The following is a 26,696-nucleotide window of genomic DNA, read 5'->3' on the forward strand; positions in this document are numbered from 1 at the left end:
GTGCGTACCACGCACCTTTTAAACAAAATGGAATATTGGTGCGTAATACACACCTTTGTATACCCCCTTTTAAGGTATAATAAGCAAAAACCCGTTATCCACATCTTGTACGCACCTTAGAACCATAAGGGCAACCACCCAAGATTAAGTTCGTGTCGTAGCTTTAAGAGTGGATAACCTTTCATCAATCAAAACCGTACAGTTGATAGACTCTAAACCGAATACAAGGCAGGTTAATGATGAATAATGCTAAACAAACCAAAAATACCAAGCAAACCAAAACCAATGTAGCGAACAAGCCCAATGAACCCATTTACTGTGGCATTGATGTGGGCAAAAAGGTCTTTGTGGTATCACTTTCTTGTAAGGATAAAACCAAAACCTTTTCAAACACTGGGGGCGACATCAAACAAGCGATGGCTTATCTTAATACCAATGCAGGCACAAACCTAGCTTTGGTAGTACTTGAAAGTACAGGCGGATTAGAAATCCCCCTTGCCAAAGCCCTGTATCAATCAGGCTTTAATGTGGTGATTGCCAATCCTAATAAAACCAGCCAGTTTGCTAAGTCTTATTCTAATGCTAAGACAGATAACCAAGATGCCAAAATGCTTGCTCTTTATGCCAAGTTTTTAAGTCTTGATGAGAGCAAACTTACTCATTTGCTCTATGTCCCACCAAGCGAAGAGCAAGAACGCTTAGAGGCATTGGTAGTACGCCGTCATCAGCTTGTGGCAATGCGTGTACAAGAAAAGAACCGTATTTGGCAAATTCATCAAAGTCAGCTTGAGAGTGTTAAACAAGTCATTGCTTACCTTGATGAACAGATTGCTAAGTTAGAACAAGACATCGACACCCTAAGCAAACATTTTGATGACACCACAAAAAAGTTTAAAGACATCAAGGGGATTGGTGGTGTTACTGTCGCTACCTTGATGTCAATGTTACCTGAACTTGGTACATTAAGCAATAAAGAAATCGCCTCCTTAGTGGGCGTTGCCCCACACCCCAAAGAAAGTGGCACACTTAAATACAAGAGCCATTGCAAAGGGGGTAGGCAATCGGTTCGTAATGTCTTATACAATGCCACCAATGTGGCAAGACAATATGAACCCAAATTTAAACAGTTTTATGAGCGTTTGATAGGCAAAGGCAAACCCTTTAAAGTTGCCATCAACGCTTGTATGCGTAAACTCCTAATCGTCATTAACGCCATTGTTAGAAATGACAGTGTTTGGCAAGCGGATTATCATCTTAATCTTAGCGTTAAGTAACATCCACAAGCCAACAAAGTTAATGAGGGTTGGTGGTACTGTATTCTTTAGGGATACAGTTGCTACTGTAACTATCTATCACTCTTCTTCTGTTTCATAAGTGAACGATTTAAAAAATAAAAATACCCCAAAAGCGACAATCACACTAAGTAACGGCAATGACAATAATAAGCATAAAGCATAAATCATTGCAAAAAACATAAATAGCATGGAGACACCAACCAGTATTTGTAGGCTTAAATTTGCCATAGGGTGTAGCCAGTGCATTTTTTTGTTATGGGCAAATAGATGAATGATAATCGGCAAACAAATAATGACCCATAATAAAGGCGTATATGCCATGATGAATTTTTTAACTTCTAAATCCTGAGTTAATAAAGCCACACTCGGATAAAATACCGCCAATATCAAAAACACAAATACCGCCACCCAATACGCCTGTATGACAAAAGGATTGCCATAGCGATTGGCTCGCATGAGCGACCACCACAGCCCAAATCCTGCCAAATGAGTCAAAAAATAGCTTGGTTTGTCATACAGCTCAACAATATTCGTTACGCCGTCTATGACAACTTCATGTTCTTTCCAAACCCGATAAAATGAAAATAGCAGAATGCCAAAAATTAACGGCAATGAAATATATAAACTTCTTAAAAGATGAGCATTGGGCTGATAGGCATAATCTTGATAAGAAAACTCACTGGGATTGGCAAATAAATGCCAGCGTAATTGCCAAAAAATCATCATGGCAAATACAAATAAAGCAATCGGCAAAACATGACGGTTTAACCATGACAAATCGCCAGCGATGATTAAAGAAATAATTGAACCTATTAAAAACACCCCGCCAAAAGCAAATGCCAGATAAATGGGTCTAAATACGCCTTTATTGACACATTGATTTAATAAGCCATATTCTTTATCATGATTTAGGATATTGTGATACAGATTATTGCCATTTGAGTTTTCTTGTTCTTGATTGGCGTGCAAGGTTAATAATTCATTGACCTTTTTTAAATCATGATTTAATGCAAGCAGATGCTCAGGATAAAAAGATTTTTTGATAAAATGCCATAAAAACACCGCCCGATTTCTGGGTTTTGGCGAATAGTAATAATCATATAAAGCAGGGTAATTATCCATTAAAAATTCATGGAATTTACCATAAGACGAAAAGGGTGGTGTTTGATATTGATACCGCTCTTGCAAGTTAATCAACCGAGACCACGGATAACGCTCTATTTGCCATGACTCCATGATTTCATGCCACGCAAATGCCCCAAACGCATGGCGATAGCTTTTGGGATATTCGGCATTTGACCATGTCAAAAAGTCCAACAATGCCTGTTCATAGTCCATGCGTTCATCAAGGGCGAACGTGTACAAGCTGTCGGTTTGGGCGTAGAGTACGTCAAGTAGGGCTTGGTCTTTGTCTGCCACGTCATCATCATTGTCAATGTCATACCACAACGAGCTAAAATGTGGGCTGTCGTCCACGTCCTGCCAATCATCATCGCTGTCATCGGCTTCATCATAAGGCGTATCGTGCGAATGCTCATCATCGTCCGCCAATGGCGATTTATCCAGTAGCGACTCATCAAACGCACTGGTATGGCTTGTGATGATAAGCTCGTGTTGGCTAGGCTTGGCTGTATCCTTTATATCATCATGATTGTTATCAAGATGATTAGCCTTGTCATCGTCCGCATGGTCATCGCCCACGCTGTCATCTTGATAATCATCATCTTGATAATCATCATCGTCATCATCGTCATCATCGTCATCATCGTCATCATCGTCATCATTGGCATAATAATAGCGTGTGGCAAGGGCGGTTTCATAGGCTTCACGCAACGCCTTAAAGCCGTCTGGATTTTTGTCGGGTTTGTTGTGTTTGAGCTGTTTGGCATAAGCCTTTTTAATGGCGGATTCGTCATCGGTCGGCTCTATGCCCAGTATTTGCCATGCCGTCATCGCCAGTCGTCCCTACTTTCTATGTTGTCCAAAAATTCACCAAATTTGACTTGGGCGTGGCGGATTTTGTCGGTGTCTTGGCTGTCAAGCACGCTCTCAAACCATGCGATGAGTCGCCCCACTTCGTCCCTGTCATGCCCTAGTCGTTGAGAGTACAGGCGTTCGGCTCGTGCGATGAGCGTGCGACTTTCTAGTGTGTCTCGTGGGTGGATTTTTAGGGCGGAAAGTTTGTCCTTGGACGCTTTTAGCTCGGTGTCGGTTAGGCGTTTTGCCCCATTTTCTATCACAAGATTGTGCTGATTGCCCCCTGCGTCTATGTCCACTTCCAAAAGCCCGTTCACGTCATAAGAAAAACGCACGTCTATGGACAGCTCGGTGGCTTTGCCTTTGTAGGCGTGGGGGACTTTGACGGTGATTTCGCCCAGTTTGATATTATCCTTGACCAGCCGAGCTTCGCCTTGATAAATGCCAAATCGCACTTCGGTTTGGTCATTATAAACAGGGCTAAAATTTTGCACACGACTGGTAGGAATGACCGTATTTCGCTCAATGATAGGGGCAAAAATGCCGTCTCGTCTCTCGGTTTCGCTTATCTGCATGGTGGTCTGCACCCCAAGCGAATAGGGCGATACGTCTGTCAGTACCAGCTCATCTAAGGCAGAATCTTCGGCGATAAGACCTGCCTGAATGCTCGCCCCAATGCCAATGGCTTCATCAGGATTTAGGCTTGCGGTGGGAAAACGCCCAAGCAAACGGGCTATCATCTTTTTAAACATGGGCATACGAGTAGAACCGCCAACCAGTACAATTGCGTCCAAATCTCGCACTTTTAGCCCTGCATCTCGCACCGTGCGTTCTATGGGAGCGGTGATTTTGGCAAATAGGGGTTGGCAGAGTGTCTCAAACTCATCGTCATTTAGTGTATAATTGTACTCTTTTTCGTCAAGCGTTAGGCGAATCTCGGTGCTATCTTGGGTGGACAGGGTGCGTTTGGCAGACTCGCAAGCATCGTATAGTAGGGCGTAATGACGTTGCCAAAAGTCGGCAGGCGTGCCTTGTTTTTCGTGATGAGCGATAAAATCTTTGATGATGATGTCGGTAAAATCTTCTCCGCCCAACAGGTTATCCCCTGCGGACGCTTTGACTTCCATGACCCCTGCAAACAGTTCAAGCAAGGTAACGTCAAACGTTCCCCCGCCCAAATCCAGTACCAAAAATTTGCGTTCATCATCGTCATCATACTCATGCAAGCCGTACGCCATGGCGGCGGCGGTCGGCTCGTTGATGAGACGGACGACATTTAGCCCTGCAAGTGTTGCCGATGTTTTGGTGGCTTCTCGTTGGTGGTCGTTAAAGTAGGCAGGCACCGTGATGACCACGTCCGTAACGTCATGCCCCAGATGTGTTTGTGCGTCTTGTTTGAGTGATTTTAGGATAAGTGCCGACAGCTCTTCGGGGCTAAACTTTTGGCTGTGCTTGCCTGTGGTGAGCGTGTAGGTTTTTTGGCTTCCCATAAAGCGTTTAAAGGTGCTGGCGGTGGCGGTCGGGTGGCTAATCAAGCGTTCTTTGGCAGGCTCGCCAACCAAAATCCGCCCGTCATCGTCCACGCTCACCACAGACGGCGTAAGCACCTTGCCAAGGGCGTTTGGGATAAGTGTGGGTTTGCCGTCTTTAAAATAACTGATAAGACTGTTGGTCGTCCCCAAATCAATACCGACTATCATAATAATCCTATTTTTAAAATGAAAATAAGAATTATAACACACTTTTGGCGGTAAAATGGGTTATTTTAAAAGCTTAAATCATGTGCCAAAATTATACCGTCAAATAAACCACCGCCCAAAATACACCCAAGATAGCACAGGCGATAAGTAAATTTTTGGCTAATTTTTTATGATAACTTATCATTGCTTGTTTGTCTTTTCTGATTTTTAAAATACTAAACAAGTATTTTAAAAGCCCCATAACAAAAAACGCCCCAATCATACCGACAAATATGTGTCCTAGATGATAGGTTTTAAAAGATATGGGGATAATCTTATCATTCTTAATCTGATATTCAGAATAACTCATATACATGGGGCTATCATTGGTATATAAATAATTGCCATTGTCTAATCTTTTTAAACAACTGTCCATACAATCGATATCAGGTGTGGTCAATGGCGGTTTGGAGTCGGTTTGATGTTCTTGCCAAGTTTGACGATAATAGCCATTATCGGTATCTGTGCTAATAACCATAAATCTATCACTAGGTGCATCATTGGGCTGATAATATTCTGTATTTAATTCGCTGATACCATGAGAAATGACACCTGCCAAAACAAACCATAGGATAATTAAGCCTATGGTTCTGATAATGGCATAAAGGAATAATAAAAAGGCTTTTAACATTTAATCATAATCCGTCAAATAAACGTCATCAATTTCCACATCAACGCCTTGACATGGATTACCGTTGTCGTCCCATAATGGTGTATGACAGCTATCGCACACTTCATTATCGGGTGTGGCTTCATCAAATGCCAGTTCCCAAACATTCATATTATTACAATTTGGGCAATAAATGGTATAAATTTTGGCGTTGGGTTTATTGGTTAGTTCATAAAATTGCCAAAAATTGGATTTAAGTTTGGTTAAATTCTTGCTATGCTTTTTGGTAGTGATAAATAATAAATAGCTATCAGAATGGCTTTCTAATAATAAAATATTCGCTGATTTTTTTGATTTGTTTATTAAAATCAGACAGCATAAATTCTATAAAGTTATCATCATCTGATTGTTCAAAATCATTTTCTAAATGCTCAAATGATAACTCTATCTCTTTTAAGGCTAATTGATATAAACGATGTTTGATAAACTCCGCCACGTCTTTTGGATTTTCGTATTTATAATCTAACACCATACAGATGTTATCATCAATCAAAGCGGATAATAATGCTTTATCATCTTTAAATAAATCAGGGCTTATGTTTGAAAGCTCATCAGCATGGCAGATTTTTTGGAGCATGGGTTTGTGTTTCATAAAATATCCTTTGTGAAAATAAATGGCATTGTTTAATTAATGTGCTATTGGCAATATAAGTGTGTAAGGGCGAATAACATTCGCTCAAGCATTAATATTTATCACAGGGCAAATGTGATTTGCCCCTACAAATCTGTCTAATGGCAAAGTTAATTAAATACCAATCAAATTATCCATATTTACACCAAAAAAATAAGCCCAAAAAGTTGAGCTCATTTTATCATGTTGTGTTATCTTATTCCACTTGACTCACATCTCTCACCGCCCCTGTATCGGCACTTGTCGCCATAGCGGCATAGGCTCGCAGGGCTTGGGAGACATAGCGTTCACGGTTTACAGGTTTCCACGCTTGTTTGCCACGCTCGTTCATGGCGACACGGCGTTTGGCAAGCTCATCGTCCGATACGTCCAGATGAATGGTGCGGTTTGGAATGTCAATCTTGATGATGTCAAATTCTTCGACAAGTCCAATCGCTCCGCCTTCGGCAGCTTCTGGGCTTGCGTGTCCGATAGAAAGCCCTGATGTACCACCGCTAAATCGTCCGTCCGTAAGCAACGCACACGCCTTGCCCAAGCCTTTTGATTTTAGATAAGACGTGGGATAGAGCATTTCTTGCATACCGGGCCCACCTTTTGGACCTTCATAGCGGATAATGACAATGTCGCCTGCGACGATTTTGTCCGCCAAGATTGCCTCCACCGCACTGTCTTGGCTTTCAAATACTCTGGCACGTCCTGTAAAGGTCAAAATGCTCTCGTCCACGCCTGCGGTTTTGACCACACAGCCACGCTCGGCAATATTGCCAAACAGCACTGCCAAGCCACCGTCTTGACTGTATGCAAATTCCTTGCTACGAATACAGCCAGATTCACGGTTCAAATCAAGGTTGCCCCAGACTTTGTTTTGACTAAATGCTTGCGTGGTGCGCACGCCCGCAGGGGCGGCGATGTACAGCTCTCGGGCGGTTTGGTTGTCGGGGTTCATCACGTCCCACTTGGCAAGAGCGTCCGCTAAGGTTGGGCTATGCACGGTTGGCACGCCCGTGCGAAGCAGCCCTGCTCGGTTAAGCTCCGCCAAAATCCCCATCACACCCCCTGCACGGTGCACGTCTTCCATGTGGTATTTTTGGGTGGCGGGGGCGACTTTGGATAGGCACGGCACGGCACGAGATAGGCGGTCAATGTCCGCCATTTTAAAGTCCACGCCTGCCTCAAATGCCGCCGCTAATAGGTGCAAAATGGTATTGGTACTACCGCCCATGGCAATGTCAAGGCTCATGGCGTTCAAAAATGCGTCTTTGGTAGCGATACTTCTTGGCAAAACACTATAATCATCTTGTTCATAATGACGTTTGGCAAGCTCTACAATCAGCCGACCTGCTTCCAAAAAAAGCTCTTTACGCTTGGCGTGCGTGGCAAGGAGCGAGCCGTTACCAGGTAGGGACAAGCCTAGTGCTTCGGTTAGGCAGTTCATGGAGTTGGCGGTAAACATACCAGAGCATGAGCCACAAGTTGGGCAAGCAGAACGCTCCACATTTGCCACGTCTTCATCGCTGATAAGGTCGTCTGCGGCGTCAATCATGGCATCTACTAGGTCAAGTTTACGCACCTTTTTGCCCGTCTCATCGGTTATGGTCTCATGGGTCATGTGTCCGTCATGCACTTCGCTTGCCAGCACTTTACCAGCTTCCATAGGGCCGCCCGAGACGAACACCACAGGGATGTTTAAGCGTAAGGCAGCCATCAGCATACCAGGGGTGATTTTGTCGCAGTTGGAGATACACACCAAAGCGTCCGCACAGTGGGCGTTTACCATGTACTCCACGCTATCAGCAATCAAATCACGGCTTGGCAAGCTATACAGCATACCGCCATGCCCCATGGCAATGCCGTCATCTACGGCAATGGTATTAAACTCTTTGGCAACGCCCCCTGCTTTTTCAATCTCACGAGCGACGAGCTGTCCTAAGTCTTTTAGATGAACGTGTCCCGGCACAAACTGCGTAAATGAGTTGGCAATGGCAATGATTGGCTTATTAAAATCATCGTCCGTCATGCCTGTGGCACGCCATAAGGCTCTTGCCCCTGCCATGTTGCGACCGTGTGTGGAAGTTTTTGAGCGGTATTGTGGCATAATTTTTCCTAGATTGGCGGTTGGCTAAAAGGGTTATTTTAGCACTTTTTAAAGGATAATATTTGACAAATTTTATTTATAATTTTTATAAATTTAAAAACTTATTATTATAAAAATAACCGCTTGCCAAACGGACGATTTTAGGCTACATTTTAGCCAAACCAAATCTATTATGCTAAATTTGCCATGACCACATCTTACAAATCCGCCATTGTCTTTTTTGTCGCCCTTGTCCTGTTTTTGATGAGTTTTTATTATCTCATTCAAGTGTGGCTTATGGTATTTGCGTCCATTTTGGTGGCGGTGTTTTTGCTAAGTTTGGCACGGCTTACCTGCCAAATCCCCAAAGTGGGCAACTACTTTGCCAAACTGCCCCACGGCGTGCAAGTCGGTGCGGTAACGGTGGCGGTGCTATCGGTGGTGGCAGGGTTTTTGGCGATGTTTGGCTCGGAGCTTGTCGCTCAGTTTGCCGACATGAAAGAGCTTGCCCCCAAGTCCTTTGATGCCATAAAAGAGTACGCCAAAGGCTATCCTGCCATCTATGAATGGCTAACCCAAAATGCATGGGCGGTGGAATTTCAGCAAGACCCCAAGGCGTTTTTTAAAAAATTTCAAGACAGCATTGTCGGCGGTTTGCCTGCATTTTTTGGGGGTATGTTAAGCGGTGTGGGGACGTTTTTTGTGATTTTGGTGGTGGGGCTGTTTTTGGCATTATCGCCAAGCGTATACACCAAAAGTGCCATTGCCCTTGTGCCAAAGCCATATCGAGACAAGGGCGAATACCTGCTAAAACGCAGTTATGGGGCGATAGAGCAATGGCTCATCGGGCAGTTTGTGGTCATGGCGTTTGTGGGTGTGGCAACAGGGGTAGCTTTGTGGCTGATGGGCATTCCGTTTGCGTTGGCAATGGGCGTGATTGCCTTTGTGCTGGATTTTGTGCCTGTGATTGGTCCGTGGCTGTCGGCGGTGCCGATTCTGCTCCTTGTGCTGATTGTCTCGCCTGATTTGCTACTGTGGACACTTGTTATGATTGTCGTGGTTCAGCAGTTAGAAAGCTATGTGGTCGCCCCAATGGTGCAACAACGGCTTATCGACCTGCCCCCTGTGGCTCTACTGCTCTCGCAAATCATCATGGGAACGCTCACAGGTGTGCTTGGCATTGCCATGGCGACACCGCTTATGGTGGTGGCGATTGTGTGGGTGCAGGTGGTGTATGTGAAGTTTGTCTTACAAGACTATTCAATCAAAGTGCTTGACCAAAACGAAAACGACATGAAAACCGACCCCTATGCCGATTATGACGCTTATAAGGCAAAAAGCGAGCCGAAAGTGGTGGTGTTGTCACAAAAGCAAGAAGTGGACGACATGGACAAGAAGTCTTAACTGTGAAAATTTTAAAAATAATCATTCTTAGCCCCCTTGCAATTTTGTACAAAATTTAAGATAATATACCGATTGATAATTGTTATCGTTTCTTACTTTTTTATCCGTTTTGTATAACTTTTTGTTATGATAAATGCTGTTTGTACCTAAAAACAGCGTTTTCTTTTGTGGGCTTGTGATGATGACCTTTGAGCATTCTAATAAATACAAGGTGTTGGCGGCGGCTGTGGCGATTATTTTGCATGGCGTGGCAGGCGTGGGCTTGGCAACCATGCAAATGCTTCATATCGAGCCACCTAAAATCACGCCACCGCTTGAAATTCAGATGATTAAGCTTAACAACGAAGAGTTGCCTGAACCACCCAAGCCTGAATCCATCCCCGAACCTAAGCCAATGCCCATCCCTGCACAGTCTGTGGCGGCACCTGCCCCACCCAAGGCAAGTCCACCGCCACCACCAAAAGCTCCTAAGCCTGAGCCTAGACTTGAACCCCAAAAAGAGTTACCAAAACCTAAACCACCAAAACCTGAACTTAAACAAGAACCTGTTAAATTCAAACCCAAAGAGCCACCCAAGGTCACAGAGCCACAGGTGGACATCATCGCTCAGGAGCGGGCTCAAAAAGCCTTTGAGTTACAACAGCAAAGAGAGCGAGAACAGCGTGAACGTGAGCAACAAGAAAGAGAACGCCAAGCTGAGCGAGACAGACAAGCCGAGTTAGCACGCCAACAAGCCGAACGAGATAGACAGGCAGAGTTGGCACGTCAAAAAGCCGAAGCTGATGCCAAAGCCCGTGCCGAACAAGGTCGAGGCAGGGGCGGTGATGGTAAAGACACCAAAACCGACAATAAAACTGGCAATAAAGACACGACAAAAAGCGGTGGTGCTGGCGGTGGTGAGCTAAAAGGTCAAAATTTATCCATCTCCAATGCCAGTTGGAAAAGCAAACCTAACTGGAATGGATTGACGTCCGAAAAATTAAGCGGTTCGGCAAATTTTGTTGCCACGCTCACCATTGATGCTAATGGTAGGATTATCAGTGTCTCTGGCGTGAATACAGGCGATAAAGACTTGGATAGACAAATCTCCCAAGCCCTTCGCCGAGCCAGATTGCACCCTTTTAAATCATCAAGCGGTCAGCCGATGTCGGGAACAGCGACATTCTCTACGACAGTACAATTTTAAACACGACATTTACTTAACCCATTCTTTATAAGGAATGATTATGGATTTTGCACATTATTGGCAATATACTGACGCTGTCAGTAAAACATTATTTTTTATCTTGATTGCTTTGTCATTGGTTTCATGGTTTGTGGGTATTACTCGCCTACTTAGCTCTCGCCAAATGGCAGGCGTGATTGGCGATGAACTCACTGCCGAGATTGATAACGTCAGCAAAGATTTTGGCGAGCTTGATTTTAATCAACGCAAAATCATCACCGAGCAGAGCCTGTTACAGAACATCGCACGCTACCGTTTTGAGCTTGAAAAGGGTTTGTCGGTACTCGGCACGACCGCCGCCATTGCCCCATTTATCGGACTGTTTGGCACGGTGTGGGGGATTTTTCACGCCTTGCATTCCATCGGTCAGAGCGGGCAGGCAGGACTTGCCCAAGTGGCAGGGCCGGTGGGCGAAGCCTTGATTATGACGGGTCTGGGTCTGGCGGTGGCGATTCCTGCGGTGGTGTTTTTTAACATCATCACACGTATCAACAAGCGTGCCATTCATCACGCCAATGATACCGCTCACGCACTGCTTGCCCGTGTGGCACGCTAGGGGGTATCATGGCGTTTGAGCTGGGCGACAACGACAATGGGGGCATGAATGAGATTAACCTTATCCCCCTAATTGACATCATGCTGGTACTCATGATTATCTTTTTGGTAACAGCAACGGTACTAAACCCGACCGTACCGCTTGATTTGCCAAAGACATCGGCACAAGTCAATGACGTACCGCCAGAAGTGATACAGATTAGCATTGATGCGGACGGTCAAATTTATTGGGATAAAACGGCTTTGAGCCTAGATGAGCTTAATGCTCGTTTTGGCGAAGAAGTGGCAAAAGGCAAAGACCCACAGGTTCATCTGCGTGCCGACAAAGAAGGCAAATATGACACAGTCGCCCAAGTACTGGCAACAGCAAGCGGGGCAGGGCTGACTAAGATTGCTTTTGTTAATGAGTGATTTGTTAAAAATAAATCATCATCAAATAAAACCCTACTTTATGTGGGGTTTTATGTATTTGGGCTAAAAATGCGTATCCGTCCAAAACCCAAATTTCATGATATAATACAAAAAATTAACCACACAACATTCAAAAATGCGTATCCGTAAACTCTTTAAATTTGAAAATGCCCACATCGTCCGTAACTGCACGTCCGACCGTTGTAGTCGCTCCATTCATGGGCATAGCTATCAAGTGGAGCTTATCCTAGAAGCCCATGCCCTTGACAATGGGCAAATGGTCTATGATTTTGGGCTGTTAAAGTCGCACATTAAGGACTTGATTGACAGTTTTGACCACGCCATTACCTTTTGGGATAAGGACGACAGCGACTATATCGGTGCGTGCAAGGACTTTTCGGCTCGCTGGATAAGTCTGCCTGTATCGCCATCTGCCGAGCAGTTTAGCCGTGTGATTTTTTATTGGGCGGATAAAGTGCTAGCCAATACCACAACCCAAAATGGTGAAACGGACGTATCGGTCTATTCGGTCATCGTTCACGAGACCGCCACAGGGTACGCCCAATGTTTTCGTGAAGATGTTGAAAACGAACGCATGGGCAAATTGTCGCTGGATATGTTTGAATTTAGCGAGCAAGTCAAAGCCGAGTGGGGCGATAGTGAGCTGTTTGATAAGCTAAAACGTGGCGAGAAATTTGTCAATCCACAGCCGTTAAGACAAGTGAATTTTTAAGGATAAACTATGATAGTGTTAGACATTACTCCTAGTGAGCAAGTGATTATTGAAAAAGCAAGTCAAATTGTTGGTATGCCATTGAGTGATTTTATTACTGAGCAAGCCTATCAAACCGCTTTAAAAATAGTTGATAAAGACAAAGGTATTTATTTGACTGATGAAGAGTGGAATAATATGATGGATTTTTTAAATAATCCCCCAGAGCCAAATGAAAAAATGAAAGCGTTAATTGCTCGGGGTTATGAACTTGATAAATCGTAAGCATTCATTGGTATTTGAACCGTTAAATAAAAATCACGATAGGTTTTTATTTAACTGTGGTAATGACATATTAAATCGTTTTATTAAACAACTTGCCAGTCAAATTGTAAAAAGACAGGAAGCGGTTATTTATGTTAGTCATGAAAATGGTCGTGTCATTGGATTTTACACCTTATCAGCGGATAAAATACAAAAATCGGACAGTCCTGATGAATTAAAAAATCAATCACCACATACTGCCATACCTTGCATATTGATTGGGCGTTTGGCAGTTGATAAAAATTATCAAGGCATGGGAATCGGTATTGATTTGTTGGCACACGCCCTACGGCGAGTAAAAAGAACAGCTGAGTTGATTGGTGTGGCTTGTGTGATTGTTGATGCCAAAGATGAACAGGCAAAATCATTTTATCAAAGTTATGGATTTTTTGAATTGCAAAATGCGCCATTGAGAATGGCTTTTCCTGTTTCTAAAATTGAACGTGAAGAATGAAAACTTTAATCCTAAAAAACGAAACCGACACCCAGTGCCTTGCCAACGCCCTTGCCAAAACCAATCCCACAGGCAGTCTGTGGTTATCGGGCGATTTGGGGGCGGGCAAGACGACCTTTACCCGTTATCTTTTGCGTGCGTTGGGGCATACAGGGGCGGTAAAAAGCCCAACTTATACACTAGTTGAGCCGTATAACATCAATGGCAAGCCCGTGTACCATGCCGACCTATATCGGCTAAATGACCCAGAAGAGCTGGATTTTATTGGGTTTTTTGAATATTTTGATGAGCCAAATTCGCTAGTTATCATTGAGTGGGCGAGCCGTGCCGAGAGCATTTTGCCAACGCCTGATATGGTCATTGAATTTAAAAAATTAGATGATGATAGTAGAGAAGTAAAAATTATTGATATAAGCAATCAATAGAGTTTTTTGCAATGAAACACCAAAAACCATCTATTATATTACATATTATTTTAATGGTTTTTTATGCTATTTTTTGGTATGTTATTTTCTTAATTGGTTCATTACACATAAATATTGTTATTTTTGATGATGAATATAGAAATAAACTAAATTGGGAAAATGCTAATATTGCACAGACAACAAATTTAACTCTTTATACTCATAAATCAAATGGTAAAAAATGCCATATAAGTTTGTATGAAGTTAATGAAAATGGTATTATTGATTTTAAAAGCACACCTGTTATTCCGATTTATCAAAATTTTGATATAGAAAATAGCAATATTCCTTGTGGTGGTTTTGATAACGCTATTTCTTTAAAATTGGATAATCTGGTTATATTAAAATCCAAAAAATCAACCAATAGAGAGCCGATTTATATTTTTAATAATAAGTATAAAGATGAGCAATTTGATTTTGGACATCATTACCATTTTATTTCTGGTAGGGTAATGGACAAAAAAAGTCCATTGTATTTGCAAACAATTACCAATAATACAAAACCTGATGATGATAAGCTGTATTATAAAATCAAGAGATATACTGAAATTGCTATTTTATGTTCCTTAATTTTATTTTCTTTTTACAAATATCTGTCATTTATCAGAAGAAAATTATGGATAAAGAGTGGGTATTATTTCATTACAACCATTAGTTTGAGTTTTTTGTTGGCTTATTTCTTTATTGAATTTTTGTAGGGCGTAAAATAAAGATTGTTAAGTTAATAATTTCATATTTATTTTGGCTTTATGATTTTTAAAAATGAATAATTTATATTATAAAAACCTGCCTGGCAATTCTGTGATTTGCCTAATCGCCCCAACCGCCAGCGGTAAAACCGATTTGGCGTTTAAATTATTTGATACAGGGCGGTTTGAGCTGATTTCGGTGGATAGTGCCCTGATTTATGAGGACATGAACATCGGCACGGCAAAGCCTAGTGATGATGAGCTTGCTCTTTTTCCGCATTATTTGGTGAATATCATCAAGCCGACCGAAACTTATAACGTGGCGACTTTTGTGGCGGACGTGGAGCGACTCATTGGCGACATTCACGCGCGGGGCAAGATTCCGCTACTTGTGGGCGGTACGATGATGTATTATATGGCGCTCTTGGACGGTTTGTCTGCCGTGCCTGACACCGACCCTGTCATTCGTGGGCAGGTCATGGCGTGGCTGTCTGATAAAGGTATCGGCGAGCTGTACGCCTATCTGCAAACGCACGACCCCAAGATTTGTCAGCGTCTAAAAATATCCGACACCCAGCGTATTACAAGGGCGGTGGAAGTTCATGTGCAGACAGGCACACCCATGAGCGTCTGGCAAGATACGCCCAAAGTTGCCCCTTGTCATAATCCACGCCAGCATTGGCTGACTCTGTCGGTTGAGCCTGAGCGTGCGTGGCTACATGAGCGTATCGCCAAACGCCTTGACATCATGTGGGAGCAGGGACTGCTTGATGAAGTGATTCATCTTTTGCAAAAATACCCCGATTTAACGCCCAATATGCCGTCTATGCGGTGCGTGGGCTATCGGCAAGTGTTAGAGTTTTTGGCGATAACCGACCATGAGATTATGCAAATCTCCCCCATTTGGCAGGCATTTGCTCTAAATTTACAAAAAAACAACAAAATGACTGCCGAAAATGGCAAGAATTTTGTAACAAAAGGGCAAAATATGCATGATATGGCTTGCCAAGACATGAAAAATAAGGCATTATATGCAACAAGGCAACTGGCAAAACGCCAATCAACATGGCAAAGACAACTGACCAGTTTACCCCAATTTATAAACGCCAATGAAATGAATAAAACAAAGGCTAGCATAACAAGTGACCCCCAGTCACAGCAACGGATTTTTTCATTTGCAAGCATGAAAGACGCACAAAATGAGCTTTTGGCGTAATTTTTAACATATTTTTCCAAGCACCGTTGGTTGCTTTTTTCTTGTGTTAATTTTGGAGAACAACAATGTCAAAAGGGCAAAGCCTACAAGACCCCTTCCTAAACGCTCTGCGTAAAGACCGCATTCCTGTGTCTATTTTTTTGGTCAATGGTATCAAGCTACAAGGTCAGATTGAGTCATTTGACCAGTATGTTGTGTTACTAAAAAACACCGTGAGCCAAATGGTCTATAAGCATGCCATTTCTACCGTTGTCCCCACTCGCAACCCACGCACAGATGGTGCAACCCCTAGTGTAGGTACGGGCTATCCGTCATCGGTGGGCGTGATGAGTGGCAGTAACTATCAAGGCACGGGCTATCCTAATGCAGGCTTTGACCGTCAAGGCTTTGGCGGTGGAGCAGGCACAACCCGTCCTGTGGGTGGCTTTACTCGCACTCCGCCAAACCAAGGTTTCGGTGGCAATCAAGGCTTTGAACGTGGTGGCTATCCACAAGGGGGCATGGGCTTTAATCAAGGCTTTGAGCGTTCGGGTTTTGAAGAGCGTGGCTTTGATGGCAAAGGCTTTGAGAAAAATGAACGTGGCTTTGATGGCAAGGGATTTGATAATAAAGCCTTTGACAATAGCACCTTTGACCGCCAAGGGTTTGACAAAACCAATGACGATGAATGATGTCGCTCGTGGTAACTAACCATGCCAAAAAGCTCACATGATGTGGGCTTTTTTTATCATAAAAGTTTTTATGATAAAAGTTATCGCAGTTTGATAAAAATTTGCCATAAAACATCGCCAAATATGGTATCATACCCATTTTATTTTACAAACCATTCGCCACTCATGAACGACCAAACCCCGAACACAGCCGACCTTGATACTGACTTTATTAGCGTGGGCTTGACTGCCATTAACACCGAACAAGAAGCATTGGCACTGCTTAAAGATGAGCTTGATGAGCGTTTTGTGCAGGCGTGTCAGGCGATTTTGGCGTGTCGGGGGCGTGTCGTGGTGACAGGCATGGGCAAGAGTGGACATATCGGGCGTAAGATAGCGGCGACATTGGCAAGCACGGGCACGCCTGCATTTTTTATGCACCCAGGCGAAGCAGGGCATGGCGATTTGGGTATGCTCGTGCAGGGCGATGTACTGATTGCCATTTCTAACTCAGGGCAGTCCGATGAGATTAAAATGCTTATCCCTGTTGTCAAACAGTTGGGTATTCCCCTGATTAGTATCAGCCGTGACCGTCGTGGGTTTTTACCCAAATCTGCCAATATCGCTTTGACCCTTGGTAATTTTGAAGAAGCCTGTCCGCTCGGACTGGCACCGACATCAAGCACGACCGCCACACTGGCACTGGGCGATGCGTTGGCGGTGGCACTGTTGCATGCTCGGGGTTTTACCAGTAATGATTTTGCCTTGTCGCACCCAGCAGGGGCATTGGGGCGTAAACTGTTGACCCGTGTCAAGGATGTCATGCACACCGAGAACTTGCCCGTGGTACGAGCCGATACCAGTCTTGATAAAGCCTTGCTTGTGATGACAGGGGGGCGACTGGGCTTGGCGGTGGTGGTTGATGAACAGGATGGTGTGGTGGGTATTTTTACCGATGGCGATTTACGGCGTAAGCTGGCGGATAACGTGTCGCTATCGGCCCCCATGAATACACTTATGACCAAGCACCCTAAGCATACCACGGGCGAGATGCGAGCGTCTGATGCCCTAACGTTGATGAATGAGCATGCCATTAGTCAGCTGTTGGTACTGGACAACGGTCGGCTTGCAGGCGTGATTAGCATTCATGACTTGCTAAAAGCAGGCGTAAGCTAAATTTATAAAACAACAAAAGGAGAAGCATGAGCGACTTAACCAAACGATTGCAAGCGGTCAAACTTTTTGCCATGGACGTGGATGGGGTTTTGTCAGATGGGCAAATCATCTATGATGCCAATGGGATAGAGACCAAAGCCTTTTATGTCCAAGATGGTGTGGGATTAAAGGCATTAAAAGAGCAGGGCATTATCCTTGCCATCATCACAGGTAGAAACTCGCCCATGGTGGCACGTCGCGCTGATGAGCTGGGCATTGACCATGTGGTGCAGGGGCGAGATGACAAATTTACCGCTTTATCTGCCCTTGCCGATGAGCTTGGACTCTCTGTGAGCGAATGCATGTACATGGGTGATGATTTGCCTGACCTAAAAGCCGTGCGTGAATCAGGCGTGGGCGTGTCTGTGCCAAATGGCTGTGCCGAAACACAAGCGGTGGCGGACATCGTAACTACCAAATCAGGCGGTCATGGTGCGGTGCGTGAAGTGTGCGAGCAGTTGTTAAAGGCAAAAGGGGCTTATGATGCCTTTATCGCCCAATACATCTAAGCGTCTAAGTTGGCAATAATCAAGCTGAAAAATAGAGATAATCACTCATGAATCTAAAAATTCTCAGCGTGCTTGGTGTGATGGCACTCATGGTCGGGGCATGGTTTTTTTACAAAGAAGACGTCAAAATCGAACCTGCCGTGCCGTCTGCCCCTGCCGTCTCTTATGAAGTGACCGAGATTAAGGCGGTGCAGACCAGTCCTGAGACGGGCGAGATTGAATACACGCTAACGGCGGACAGTTTGGCAAAAAACAGTGCAGGCGTGGATGGGATGAAAAATGCCAAAATGGACTGGACACCACCAAATAGCGAAACTTATCATTTAGAAGCCAGTCTTGCCAGTTTGGAGCAGACCACGGGCGATTTGTTATTAAAAGAAGGCTTTGTGTTGGTGAGACAAGGCGATGACACTAAGCCTGACATGACCATCAAAGGCAATCTACTAACAGGCAATACCAAACAGCGTCAAGTGGCAAGCAGTAAACCCATCAGCGTCACCCAAGGGGCGGACAGCTTTATGGCACAGGGTTTTACAGGGAATTTGCAGACAGGCGAGTATGAATTTTATCGCATTCAAATGGAATTTGCCCCACCCAAGCGTGAAGACAAGCCCTTATTTTAATTCATCTATCATGGATATCTTATGAGAACATCACACTTAATATCAGCCCAATTCCTACTTTTTGTGGCAGGGATGGGTATGGCGTTATCCGCCCATGCTCTGCCATCGGATGCCAGTCAGCCTATTCGTCTGCTTGCTGACAAAGCGACATACAGCGAGAGTACAGGCGTAACCAGTTATTCGGGCAATGTCATCATCGAGCAAGGCACGCTCAAAATCACCGCCGATAACATCACGCTAAACCTAGACGACAAACGCAGTATCAAAACTGCCCTAGCAACAGGTCGCCCTGCAACCATGCAACAAGTCGTCACCCAAGAAAAGGGTCTTGCTAAGGGGCAGGCAAATAAGATTGATTACAACGCCGTGACAGGTATCATCACGCTCACAGGTAATGCCAAGCTGACCCAAGCAGGGGCAAGCTTTTCGGGCAATACCATTCGTTATAGCCTAAAACTGGGCGATGTGGAAGCCAATGCTGGCGGTGGTCGCCGTGTGGAGTTGGTGTTCCCGCCAAACGAGTCTAACAGCCAAATAGGTGTTCGCCCATGACCACGCTTTCCATGCACCATTTGGGTAAACGCTACGGACAGCGTTGGGTGGTCAAAGACGTCTCTTTTGAGATAGACGAAGGGCAAGTGGTGGGTATCTTGGGGCCTAATGGGGCAGGCAAGACCACAAGTTTTTATATGGTTATCGGGCTTGTGCCGATGGATAAAGGGCAAGTCATGTTGGGCAATACTGATTTGTCCAAAAAAGCCATGCATGAGCGTGCCAAGGCAGGCATTGGCTATCTACCCCAAGAAGCATCTATTTTTCGTAAGCTGACCATTGAGCAGAACATTTTAGCGATATTGCAGACCCGTCAGGATTTGGATAAACCTGCCCAACTTGCCGAGCTTGAAAAGCTCATTGGTGAGTTCCACTTAGAACACGTACGGCATTCGCTGGGCATGAGTGTGTCAGGGGGCGAACGTCGTCGCTGTGAGATAGCCCGAGCGTTGGCAAGCAACCCTAAGTTTATCTTGTTAGATGAGCCATTTGCAGGGGTTGACCCCATTTCGGTGGGTGACATCAAGGAGGTCATCACCGCCCTAAAACAGCGGGGCATTGGCGTACTGATTACTGACCATAATGTGCGTGAGACCTTATCCATCTGCGAGAAGGCTTATATCGCCTCCGAAGGCAACATCATCGCCCAAGGCTCACCCAGTGATATTTTACAAAATGAGTTGGTACAACGGGTGTATTTGGGCAAGGATTTTGTGGTGTAGGCTGAGCATGCCTACCATTAAATCTCTTTTCAAACTAAGTATAAATCCTTGTGAATACTAGGGCGTGCCTAACATTGAGAACATTCTTATAAAATAAGATGAAAACTTGAAAATTTCAATCAATTTTTGCATAAAAAAATGGCTATCCGACCACTTAATCGTGTAAATTTTCAAGATTTTACCTTAATTTCTTCAAATTAAGTGGTCGGATTGTTTTTCTGTGTCAAAAACTTGTCTGATAAAAGACTCACAGCCTGCGATTTCTCTTAAAAAACGGGCGATTTTTCGTGATTTTCATTGCAAATACCAAAGGCACGCCCGCCCGAGGGTTGAAGTTTTTTAAAAACCCACAAAAAATCTGGGTTTGGAAAGCATTCTATTGATGGTGTTTTATAAAAGAATACACGCACCTAACCCACCCACGCAAATTTAATGATAAATAACAGGGCGACCACCGCAACAGGGGCGTTGATTTCTTTGTAGCGACCAGTGGCAATCTTCATCACGCAGTAGCTGATAAAGCCAAAAGCAATGCCTTCGGTGATGGAGTAGGTAAACGGCATCATGGCAGTGGTAATAAAGGCAGGCGTGGCTTCGGTCAAATCGTCCCATTCTACCTTGATGAGACTACTCGCCATCAAAATCCCCACAAACACGAGCGAACCTGCCGTGGCATAAGTAGGCACGATACTGGCAAGTGGCGAGAAGAAAATGGTGAGTAAAAACAGCATGCCCACGACCACCGCTGTTAGCCCCGTGCGACCGCCGACCGACACGCCCGAACCACTTTCGATGTAGGTGCTGATGGCGGATGTTCCCATGAATGACCCCGCCATGGCACTGGTGCTATCCACGAGCAGGGCTTGTTTCATTTTGGGGAATTTACCGTCTTTGTCGGCAAAACCTGCTTTATCCGCCACCGCAATGAGCGTGCCTGATGAATCAAACAAGTTCACGAGCATAAATGAGAAAATAATCCCAAATAATGCCACATCCAATGCCCCCATGATGTCCACCTGTCCGACCACGGGCGTGAGAGCAGGGGGTAGTGAGAGAATTTCTCCTGAGAATGCAACGTTGTCATCAAACATCAGAGCAAGGGCGGTAACCACCACGATAGAGACCAATACCCCAGAGTGACGACCTTTGGCTGCCATCACAACGATGATAAAAAAGCCAAGCACGCCCATCAGTAGCGTGGGCGAATGTAGGTTGCCCACCGTCACAAGCGTGGCTTCGTTAGGCACGACCAGTCCCATGTTCTTAAAACCAATCAAGGCGATAAATAGCCCAATGCCTGCACTGATACCCACACGCAGTCCCAAAGGAATGCTTGCCATGAGCCAATAACGAATCTGAAAAATCGTCATCAAAAACAGCCCCACCGACCCCCAAAAAATCGCCCCCATGCCCGTCTGCCACGAATAGCCCATCTTAGAGACGACCACAAATGCAAAAAAGGCATTAAGCCCCATGGCAGGAGCAAGGGCGATGGGTAAGTTGCTAAACAGTCCCATCGCTATCGTGCCGAAGGCGGCGATAAGGCAAGTGGTAACAAAGACGACCTGTGTGTCCATGCCTGTCACGCCCAAAATGGACGGATTGACAAAGACGATATAGACCATGGTAAAAAATGTGGTAATGCCAGCGATGAGTTCGGTTTTGGCGGTGGTATGGTGTGCGGATAATTTAAAGAGGTTGTCTAGGAGAGTTTTCATTGGTGAGCCAAAAGATAAGCGAGATGTAAAAAGACCAATGAAAAACAAAAGGCTTGTTTTTCTGGCAAATTGTAGCAAATTGTTTGGGTAAATACAATCATTTTATTTCTTAAACTTTCTAAAATGTAAATGGGTTTGTAAAGGCTTAATACACCCTATTAAAATTGAACGATTTTTTGAATTTTATGCTAAAATTGACTGCTTGATTCTTTACATGGTTTATAGTTCATGACGACATTTTGCCCCGATAGCAATAACCTTAACATTCCCCATTCTGATGATTTTGCCCACCAAAAGGCGGTCGTTTTGCTCTCAGGGGGGCTTGACTCCACCACTTGTTTGTATTGGGCGAAAGCGGTTTTTAAAGAGATTACCGCCATCAGTTTTCGCTACGGGCAACGGCATTCAAGCGAACTTGCGTTTTCATCCGCCATCGCCCAGACACTTGGCGTGTCGCACCGTATCATTGACATTGACATCGCTCAGCTTGGCGGTTCGGCATTGACCGACACCAGCATTGATGTGCCTGATTATCAAGCGGACAGTGATGCCGTGCCTGTCACCTACGTCCCTGCTCGTAACACCATTTTTCTATCCTATGCCCTAGCCGTGGCAGAAGTGACCGAAGCCTGTGCCATCATCATCGGGGTAAGTTCGGTTGATTTCTCGGGCTATCCTGACTGCCGAGACGACTACATTCGTGCCTTTGAGACCATGGCAAATCTTGCTACCGTGGCAGGGCGAGCAGGCAGACGCCTATCCATCATCGCTCCCTTGCAGTACTTATCCAAGGCCGAGACCCTAACGCTTGGGCTATCACTGGGTGTGGATTATGCCCAAACCGTGTCATGCTACCGTGCCGATAGTGACGGGCGGGCCTGTGGCGAGTGCGACAGCTGTGTGCTACGTCATCAAGGCTTTGTGCAGGCAGGTGTTCCTGACCCCACCCGTTATCAAAATAAACCAACGCAAGGATAAACCCCATTCTCAATTTTTTTATAAGTGCTTGATTTATCAAGGGGCAAATTGAAATTCGCCCCTTGTATATCCAGACTAATCATAGACAATCGATAAGTTATAGTCTGCAACTTTGAAATAATACTGTGTCAAACTCGCTCGTAGTGCTACTTGTACAACTTCGCTCGTTTTCCTTGTCTTATTTCAAATTTGTTTGACTATACCATTTTAAGTTGAGAATGAAGCAAGGATAAATAGGGCGTGCCTGCCCTTTATAACACTATTTACAATATAGAAATATTTTAGAAAAAACTAATCGTTTTTGCATGAAAAATGGCTAAATCTTGTTTTCATCGTCAAAAACTTGCCTGATAGAATGATTATCAGCCTACGTTTTTTCCTTGAAAAACGGGCGATTTTTCTCATTTTTCGCTGCAAATACAAAAGGCAGGCACGCCCTAAAAACTTGCATTTGGTCATGGCTTCTTGTAAAATATAAAAGACCGACCAGTCGGTTTTATCAGTCATAGTTATCATTGAAAATCATCATGCAACTCTCTACTGCTTATGCCCTGCTCGCCCTTGCCATCATCAGCGAAGTGACAGGCTCGACTTTTTTGGCAAAATCAGACGGATTTAGCAAACTCATCCCCACTTGTATCACGCTGACCTGTTTTGCCATCGCTTTTTATTTGCTGTCTCATGTCGTCAGGGTCATTCCCCTTGGCATGACCTATGCCATTTGGTCGGGCGTGGGCATTGTCTTGACCGCCTTGATTGGCATATTTATCCTAAAACAGCCCTTAGATACGCCTGCCATCATCGGCATGGCTTTTATTGTGGCAGGTGTGGTGATTACGAATGTCTTTTCATCCGCCACCGCTCATTAGGGTGTACCCACCATTGATAACATCTTATAAAACAAGGTAAAAACTTAACGCTTTAAATCAATTTTTGCATGAAAAATGGCTAAATCTTGTGGCTCGAAGTCAAAATCCTTGTTGATATTTCAATATCAACTGCGGACTTTTCCTTGAAAAACGTACGATTTCCCCTATTTTTCATTGCAAATACCAATGGTAGGCACGCCCTAACTTTCAAAATTATTTTTTATTTTAACCCCAAGAGATTCTCATGAACGACTTATTTAACGCCAACACCCCCACGCCCGCACCTGATGACAAAACCAACAAACGCAAAAACAACCCCGAGCTGTTACGCCACACCATCCTAGTCTGCGCCAAAAATCTCATGCTAGATGTCGGCATTGGCAATCTGTCCATGCAAAAAGTGGCGGACATGGCAGGCACGAGCAAAGGCGGACTATTTCATCATTTCAAATCCAAAGACGAACTCATCACCAGCGTGGTAGAGCTGTTCATCGCCCAAATCAACACCGCCATATTAGCCGACATGGACGCACACCCCACCGAGATGGGAGCGTTTACCAAAGCCTATGCACGGGTAATGTTTGACAACCAAGAGATTGGACTACAAAGCGACTGGGCGGGACTTATCCGAGCGATGACCGCTGACAGCCAGATGAATGAGTTGTGGATAAGTTGGCTCGCCCAAAAAATCAAAACCCACGCAAGCACCGACAGCGACCCACGTCTGTCTGTCATACGCTGTGCTGTGGACGGGGCGTGGCTCAATAACATCCCCCATGATGAACTGCCTGCCATGCGAACGTATCTGCTGGCATTGGCAGATGATGTTTCGCCAAATCTTTAAAATCATGACAAGCTCAATGATATGCGAACGCTAAGGATAACACCATTAAAAAAGGGCGTGATGAGCACGCCCTCACAAGCCTGTGGCAAATATCAAATTCGTTAGCCATAAAGCCAAAATCAGACAGACCTATCAACCTGCCGATACCGCCACATCATAATTGGCAAAGACTTCGGTGAGCTTTTTTATGTCGTCATCATTGTTATGAACCAGTAGAAAAAAGGCATTTTCATGTGAGCCAAGCTCCACCAATTTTAGCCCATGTCCTGCTAATTGTTCATTAAAATAGTTAAAAAACAGCTCACGCATGGCCTCAAATCGTGCCATCTCTTTTTGTATCATGGCATCAAACATCATGTTAATGTCAGTACCATCAAAATCATCGTCCTCATCATCGTCATCGCCACATATTTGGGCATAATGCTCCAAAAACTCATCTTCAATGGCAATGCCACGCTGTTTTATCAAAGCGAATTTATCAAAATCCAAATAAGGCTCTTTCCACTCCATGTATTCCATAAATTGCCCATCGGCAGGGGTTTGATAGTTATTATCGCTGTCCCAACCCAGCACAGGAAACAGCACATCCGCCACCAAATCACATTTGCCATCATAACCAATGCCATCTAGTAACGATATCGGCACACTTGCACACTGCTGTAATACTTCTTTGATGTTGGTCAAATCAGACATAAATTTACTCCCAGTTAATATTTAAAAACGATTCTCATTGTAGCATGGTAACTACTGCTTGTAAACCCATCAAGCCATCAATGCCATTAATAACACCAACAAAAAACCATTCACCGCATGGCAAATGGTTTTTTGTTGTTACCACACCCAAATCTAAATGGCATAACCCAACGCATAGAACGCCACCAAGGCAATGGCAATGATGACCGTACCGATGTTAAGCTTTTTAAACTCACCAGAGATGACACGACCCAGCACGAGCGAGCCAAAGCCTAACATGATACCTGTGACGATGTTCGCAGTCAAAACAATAAACACCGCACAAATAAGTCCGCTCATCGCCTCCACAAAGTCATCAAAATCCAGTTTTGAGACGTTACTTAGCATGAGTAGTCCCACATACATGAGTGCAGGGGCGGTGGCATAGTTTGGCACCAAAAATGCCAATGGCTGAAAGAACAGCATGAGCAAGAACAGACCACCCACGACCACTGCCGTCAGCCCCGTCTTGCCACCGACCGCCGTACCCGCCGCCGACTCGATGTATACCGCCGCAGGGGCGGTACCGAACACACCCGACATGAGTGATGACACCGAGTCTGCCGTGAGAGCCTTACCGCCACCCACGATTTGCCCGTCTTTGTCAATGAGACCCGCCTGCCCTGCCACCGCACGAATCGTCCCTGTGGCATCAAACACCGCCGTCATGACAAGGGCAAACACCGCAGGCAACACCGCCGCATTTAACGCTCCCATGATATCCATCGCCCCAAACAACGACTCATCGCCAAAACTTGGCAGTTTAAAAATAGAACCGCCAAATTTGACATTCGGGTCAAAAATCAGTCCGATGATGGTAATGGCGATAATTACCCATAGGATACCGCCCTTGACCTGACGTTTTTCAAGACCGACAATCGCCGCCAGACCGATGAGCGACATGATGACCCCAAAGGAGGTAAACTCGCCCATCTTGACAGGCAGTCCTGCGTCATTTTTGATGACAAGCCCCACGCCATTGGCAGCGATGAGTAGCAAAAATAAGCCAATGCCAATCCCTGCCCCGTGAGCGATGGAACTGGGTAGGTTCTTTAAAATCCACGCCCGAATGCCTGTGACCGATATCAGCGTAAACAGCAACCCCATTAAAAAAATCGCCCCTAAGGCGACAGGAATGCTAATGCCTTGACCCAGCACCAAGCTAAACGCAGTAAATGCCGTCAAGCTAATGGCACAGCCGATTGCCATTGGCACATTGGCAAATACGCCAATCAAAATAGAACCAAACCCTGCCACCAAACACGTGGCGATAAAGACCGACTCGGCAGGAAAGCCAGCATCAGCGAGCATCCCTGGCACGACAATCACCGAATACACCATCGCCAAAAACGTGGTCAAGCCCGCGATGACTTCTTGGCGTACCGTTGAGCCACGTTCATTGATGTTAAAAAAAGAAAGCAAAGACATAAATCGCCTTATCTTA

At 44.8% G+C, this 26,696-nt stretch carries 29 protein-coding genes; 20 read left to right on the plus strand and 9 right to left on the minus strand.

Features of this window, described 5'->3' with window-relative positions; all coding sequences use genetic code 11:
- The first annotated feature begins 236 nt into the window (after positions 1-236).
- A complete protein-coding gene (locus tag DX073_RS00245) occupies positions 237-1,274 on the plus strand; it encodes an IS110 family transposase (protein WP_258556830.1) in 1,038 nt (345 codons plus the stop codon).
- A gap of 78 nt (positions 1,275-1,352) precedes the next feature.
- On the opposite strand, the gene DX073_RS14445 is transcribed toward DX073_RS00245, so the two are convergent.
- From DX073_RS14445 to ilvD, 6 genes are all read right to left on the minus strand, one after another.
- Complete coding sequence (locus tag DX073_RS14445) at positions 1,353-3,248, minus strand: J domain-containing protein (RefSeq protein ID WP_220186696.1); 1,896 nt, start codon at positions 3,246-3,248, stop codon at positions 1,353-1,355.
- Positions 3,245-4,972, minus strand: coding sequence for an Hsp70 family protein (locus DX073_RS00255; protein ID WP_115004463.1), 1,728 nt, complete (start codon positions 4,970-4,972; stop codon positions 3,245-3,247). Before DX073_RS00255 ends, DX073_RS14445 begins: the two co-directional genes overlap by 4 nt.
- A gap of 91 nt (positions 4,973-5,063) precedes the next feature.
- On the minus strand, positions 5,064-5,642 hold the full coding sequence (locus DX073_RS00260) for a hypothetical protein (protein ID WP_115004465.1): 579 nt from the start codon (positions 5,640-5,642) through the stop codon (positions 5,064-5,066).
- The gene (locus tag DX073_RS14160) at positions 5,643-5,792 is read right to left on the minus strand and encodes a hypothetical protein (RefSeq protein ID WP_181814332.1); all 150 of its coding nucleotides are present in this window, start codon (positions 5,790-5,792) and stop codon (positions 5,643-5,645) included. It lies immediately after the preceding gene.
- 139 nt (positions 5,793-5,931) lie between these two features.
- A complete protein-coding gene (locus tag DX073_RS00265; RefSeq protein WP_115004467.1) occupies positions 5,932-6,273 on the minus strand; it encodes a hypothetical protein in 342 nt (113 codons plus the stop codon).
- A gap of 235 nt (positions 6,274-6,508) precedes the next feature.
- The gene (ilvD, locus tag DX073_RS00270) at positions 6,509-8,407 is read right to left on the minus strand and encodes a dihydroxy-acid dehydratase (RefSeq protein ID WP_115004469.1); all 1,899 of its coding nucleotides are present in this window, start codon (positions 8,405-8,407) and stop codon (positions 6,509-6,511) included.
- A gap of 186 nt (positions 8,408-8,593) precedes the next feature.
- Between ilvD and DX073_RS00275 the strand changes: the two genes are divergently transcribed.
- From DX073_RS00275 to lptB, 16 genes are all read left to right on the plus strand, one after another.
- Positions 8,594-9,790: an AI-2E family transporter gene (locus tag DX073_RS00275; protein WP_115004472.1), complete on the plus strand. Its 1,197-nt coding sequence runs from the start codon at positions 8,594-8,596 to the stop codon at positions 9,788-9,790.
- 133 nt (positions 9,791-9,923) lie between these two features.
- Positions 9,924-10,976, plus strand: a complete 1,053-nt coding sequence (locus DX073_RS00280; protein ID WP_115004473.1) for an energy transducer TonB — start codon at positions 9,924-9,926, stop codon at positions 10,974-10,976.
- Between the two features lie 40 nt (positions 10,977-11,016).
- Positions 11,017-11,571 (plus strand): MotA/TolQ/ExbB proton channel family protein, encoded by a 555-nt coding sequence (locus DX073_RS00285; protein ID WP_115004475.1) that lies wholly within the window; start codon positions 11,017-11,019, stop codon positions 11,569-11,571.
- An 8-nt stretch (positions 11,572-11,579) separates the two neighbouring features.
- Positions 11,580-11,981, plus strand: a complete 402-nt coding sequence (locus tag DX073_RS00290; RefSeq protein WP_115004477.1) for an ExbD/TolR family protein — start codon at positions 11,580-11,582, stop codon at positions 11,979-11,981.
- Between the two features lie 136 nt (positions 11,982-12,117).
- On the plus strand, positions 12,118-12,714 hold the full coding sequence (locus DX073_RS00295) for a 6-pyruvoyl trahydropterin synthase family protein (RefSeq protein ID WP_115004479.1): 597 nt from the start codon (positions 12,118-12,120) through the stop codon (positions 12,712-12,714).
- Between the two features lie 9 nt (positions 12,715-12,723).
- Complete coding sequence (locus tag DX073_RS00300; RefSeq protein ID WP_029102153.1) at positions 12,724-12,978, plus strand: type II toxin-antitoxin system TacA family antitoxin; 255 nt, start codon at positions 12,724-12,726, stop codon at positions 12,976-12,978.
- On the plus strand, positions 12,965-13,471 hold the full coding sequence (locus tag DX073_RS00305; protein ID WP_181814333.1) for a GNAT family N-acetyltransferase: 507 nt from the start codon (positions 12,965-12,967) through the stop codon (positions 13,469-13,471). The genes DX073_RS00300 and DX073_RS00305 overlap by 14 nt, the downstream gene beginning before the upstream one ends.
- Positions 13,468-13,896: a tRNA (adenosine(37)-N6)-threonylcarbamoyltransferase complex ATPase subunit type 1 TsaE gene (tsaE, locus tag DX073_RS00310; RefSeq protein ID WP_115004483.1), complete on the plus strand. Its 429-nt coding sequence runs from the start codon at positions 13,468-13,470 to the stop codon at positions 13,894-13,896. The genes DX073_RS00305 and tsaE overlap by 4 nt, the downstream gene beginning before the upstream one ends.
- An 11-nt stretch (positions 13,897-13,907) precedes the next feature.
- A complete protein-coding gene (locus DX073_RS00315) occupies positions 13,908-14,633 on the plus strand; it encodes a hypothetical protein (protein WP_115004486.1) in 726 nt (241 codons plus the stop codon).
- Positions 14,634-14,697: 64 nt separating this feature from the next.
- Positions 14,698-15,840 (plus strand): tRNA (adenosine(37)-N6)-dimethylallyltransferase MiaA, encoded by a 1,143-nt coding sequence (gene miaA, locus DX073_RS00320; RefSeq protein ID WP_115004488.1) that lies wholly within the window; start codon positions 14,698-14,700, stop codon positions 15,838-15,840.
- Positions 15,841-15,905: 65 nt separating this feature from the next.
- Entirely contained in the window at positions 15,906-16,511 is a 606-nt protein-coding gene (hfq, locus tag DX073_RS00325) for an RNA chaperone Hfq (protein ID WP_115004490.1), read from the plus strand.
- Positions 16,512-16,676: 165 nt separating this feature from the next.
- Positions 16,677-17,666, plus strand: coding sequence for a KpsF/GutQ family sugar-phosphate isomerase (locus DX073_RS00330; protein ID WP_051225776.1), 990 nt, complete (start codon positions 16,677-16,679; stop codon positions 17,664-17,666).
- A gap of 26 nt (positions 17,667-17,692) precedes the next feature.
- Complete coding sequence (locus tag DX073_RS00335) at positions 17,693-18,214, plus strand: KdsC family phosphatase (protein ID WP_115004492.1); 522 nt, start codon at positions 17,693-17,695, stop codon at positions 18,212-18,214.
- Between the two features lie 47 nt (positions 18,215-18,261).
- Positions 18,262-18,837 carry an LPS export ABC transporter periplasmic protein LptC gene (lptC, locus tag DX073_RS00340; RefSeq protein ID WP_115004494.1) on the plus strand — a complete coding sequence of 192 codons (576 nt, stop codon included), beginning with the start codon at positions 18,262-18,264 and terminating at the stop codon, positions 18,835-18,837.
- Between the two features lie 72 nt (positions 18,838-18,909).
- On the plus strand, positions 18,910-19,389 hold the full coding sequence (gene lptA / locus DX073_RS00345; protein WP_404932916.1) for a lipopolysaccharide transport periplasmic protein LptA: 480 nt from the start codon (positions 18,910-18,912) through the stop codon (positions 19,387-19,389).
- The gene (gene lptB, locus DX073_RS00350; RefSeq protein WP_115004498.1) at positions 19,386-20,111 is read left to right on the plus strand and encodes an LPS export ABC transporter ATP-binding protein; all 726 of its coding nucleotides are present in this window, start codon (positions 19,386-19,388) and stop codon (positions 20,109-20,111) included. Before lptA ends, lptB begins: the two co-directional genes overlap by 4 nt.
- A 410-nt stretch (positions 20,112-20,521) precedes the next feature.
- Here lptB and DX073_RS00355 read toward each other — a convergent pair whose 3' ends face one another.
- A complete protein-coding gene (locus DX073_RS00355) occupies positions 20,522-21,829 on the minus strand; it encodes an NCS2 family permease (protein WP_115004500.1) in 1,308 nt (435 codons plus the stop codon).
- Positions 21,830-22,057: 228 nt separating this feature from the next.
- Between DX073_RS00355 and queC the strand changes: the two genes are divergently transcribed.
- The 3 genes from queC to DX073_RS00370 all read left to right on the plus strand — a co-directional run bounded on the left by queC (position 22,058) and on the right by DX073_RS00370 (position 24,520).
- Entirely contained in the window at positions 22,058-22,807 is a 750-nt protein-coding gene (gene queC, locus DX073_RS00360; RefSeq protein ID WP_115004502.1) for a 7-cyano-7-deazaguanine synthase QueC, read from the plus strand.
- Between the two features lie 524 nt (positions 22,808-23,331).
- A complete protein-coding gene (locus DX073_RS00365; protein ID WP_181814378.1) occupies positions 23,332-23,676 on the plus strand; it encodes a DMT family transporter in 345 nt (114 codons plus the stop codon).
- 244 nt (positions 23,677-23,920) lie between these two features.
- The gene (locus DX073_RS00370; protein ID WP_115004506.1) at positions 23,921-24,520 is read left to right on the plus strand and encodes a TetR/AcrR family transcriptional regulator; all 600 of its coding nucleotides are present in this window, start codon (positions 23,921-23,923) and stop codon (positions 24,518-24,520) included.
- A 132-nt stretch (positions 24,521-24,652) separates the two neighbouring features.
- Here DX073_RS00370 and DX073_RS00375 read toward each other — a convergent pair whose 3' ends face one another.
- Both DX073_RS00375 and DX073_RS00380 read right to left on the minus strand, forming a co-directional pair.
- Complete coding sequence (locus DX073_RS00375) at positions 24,653-25,213, minus strand: hypothetical protein (protein WP_115004507.1); 561 nt, start codon at positions 25,211-25,213, stop codon at positions 24,653-24,655.
- Between the two features lie 153 nt (positions 25,214-25,366).
- Complete coding sequence (locus tag DX073_RS00380) at positions 25,367-26,680, minus strand: NCS2 family permease (protein WP_115004510.1); 1,314 nt, start codon at positions 26,678-26,680, stop codon at positions 25,367-25,369.
- Positions 26,681-26,696 lie beyond the last annotated feature (16 nt).

This window comes from Moraxella lacunata (genome assembly GCF_900453205.1).
Lineage (GTDB): Bacteria > Pseudomonadota > Gammaproteobacteria > Pseudomonadales > Moraxellaceae > Moraxella > Moraxella lacunata_B.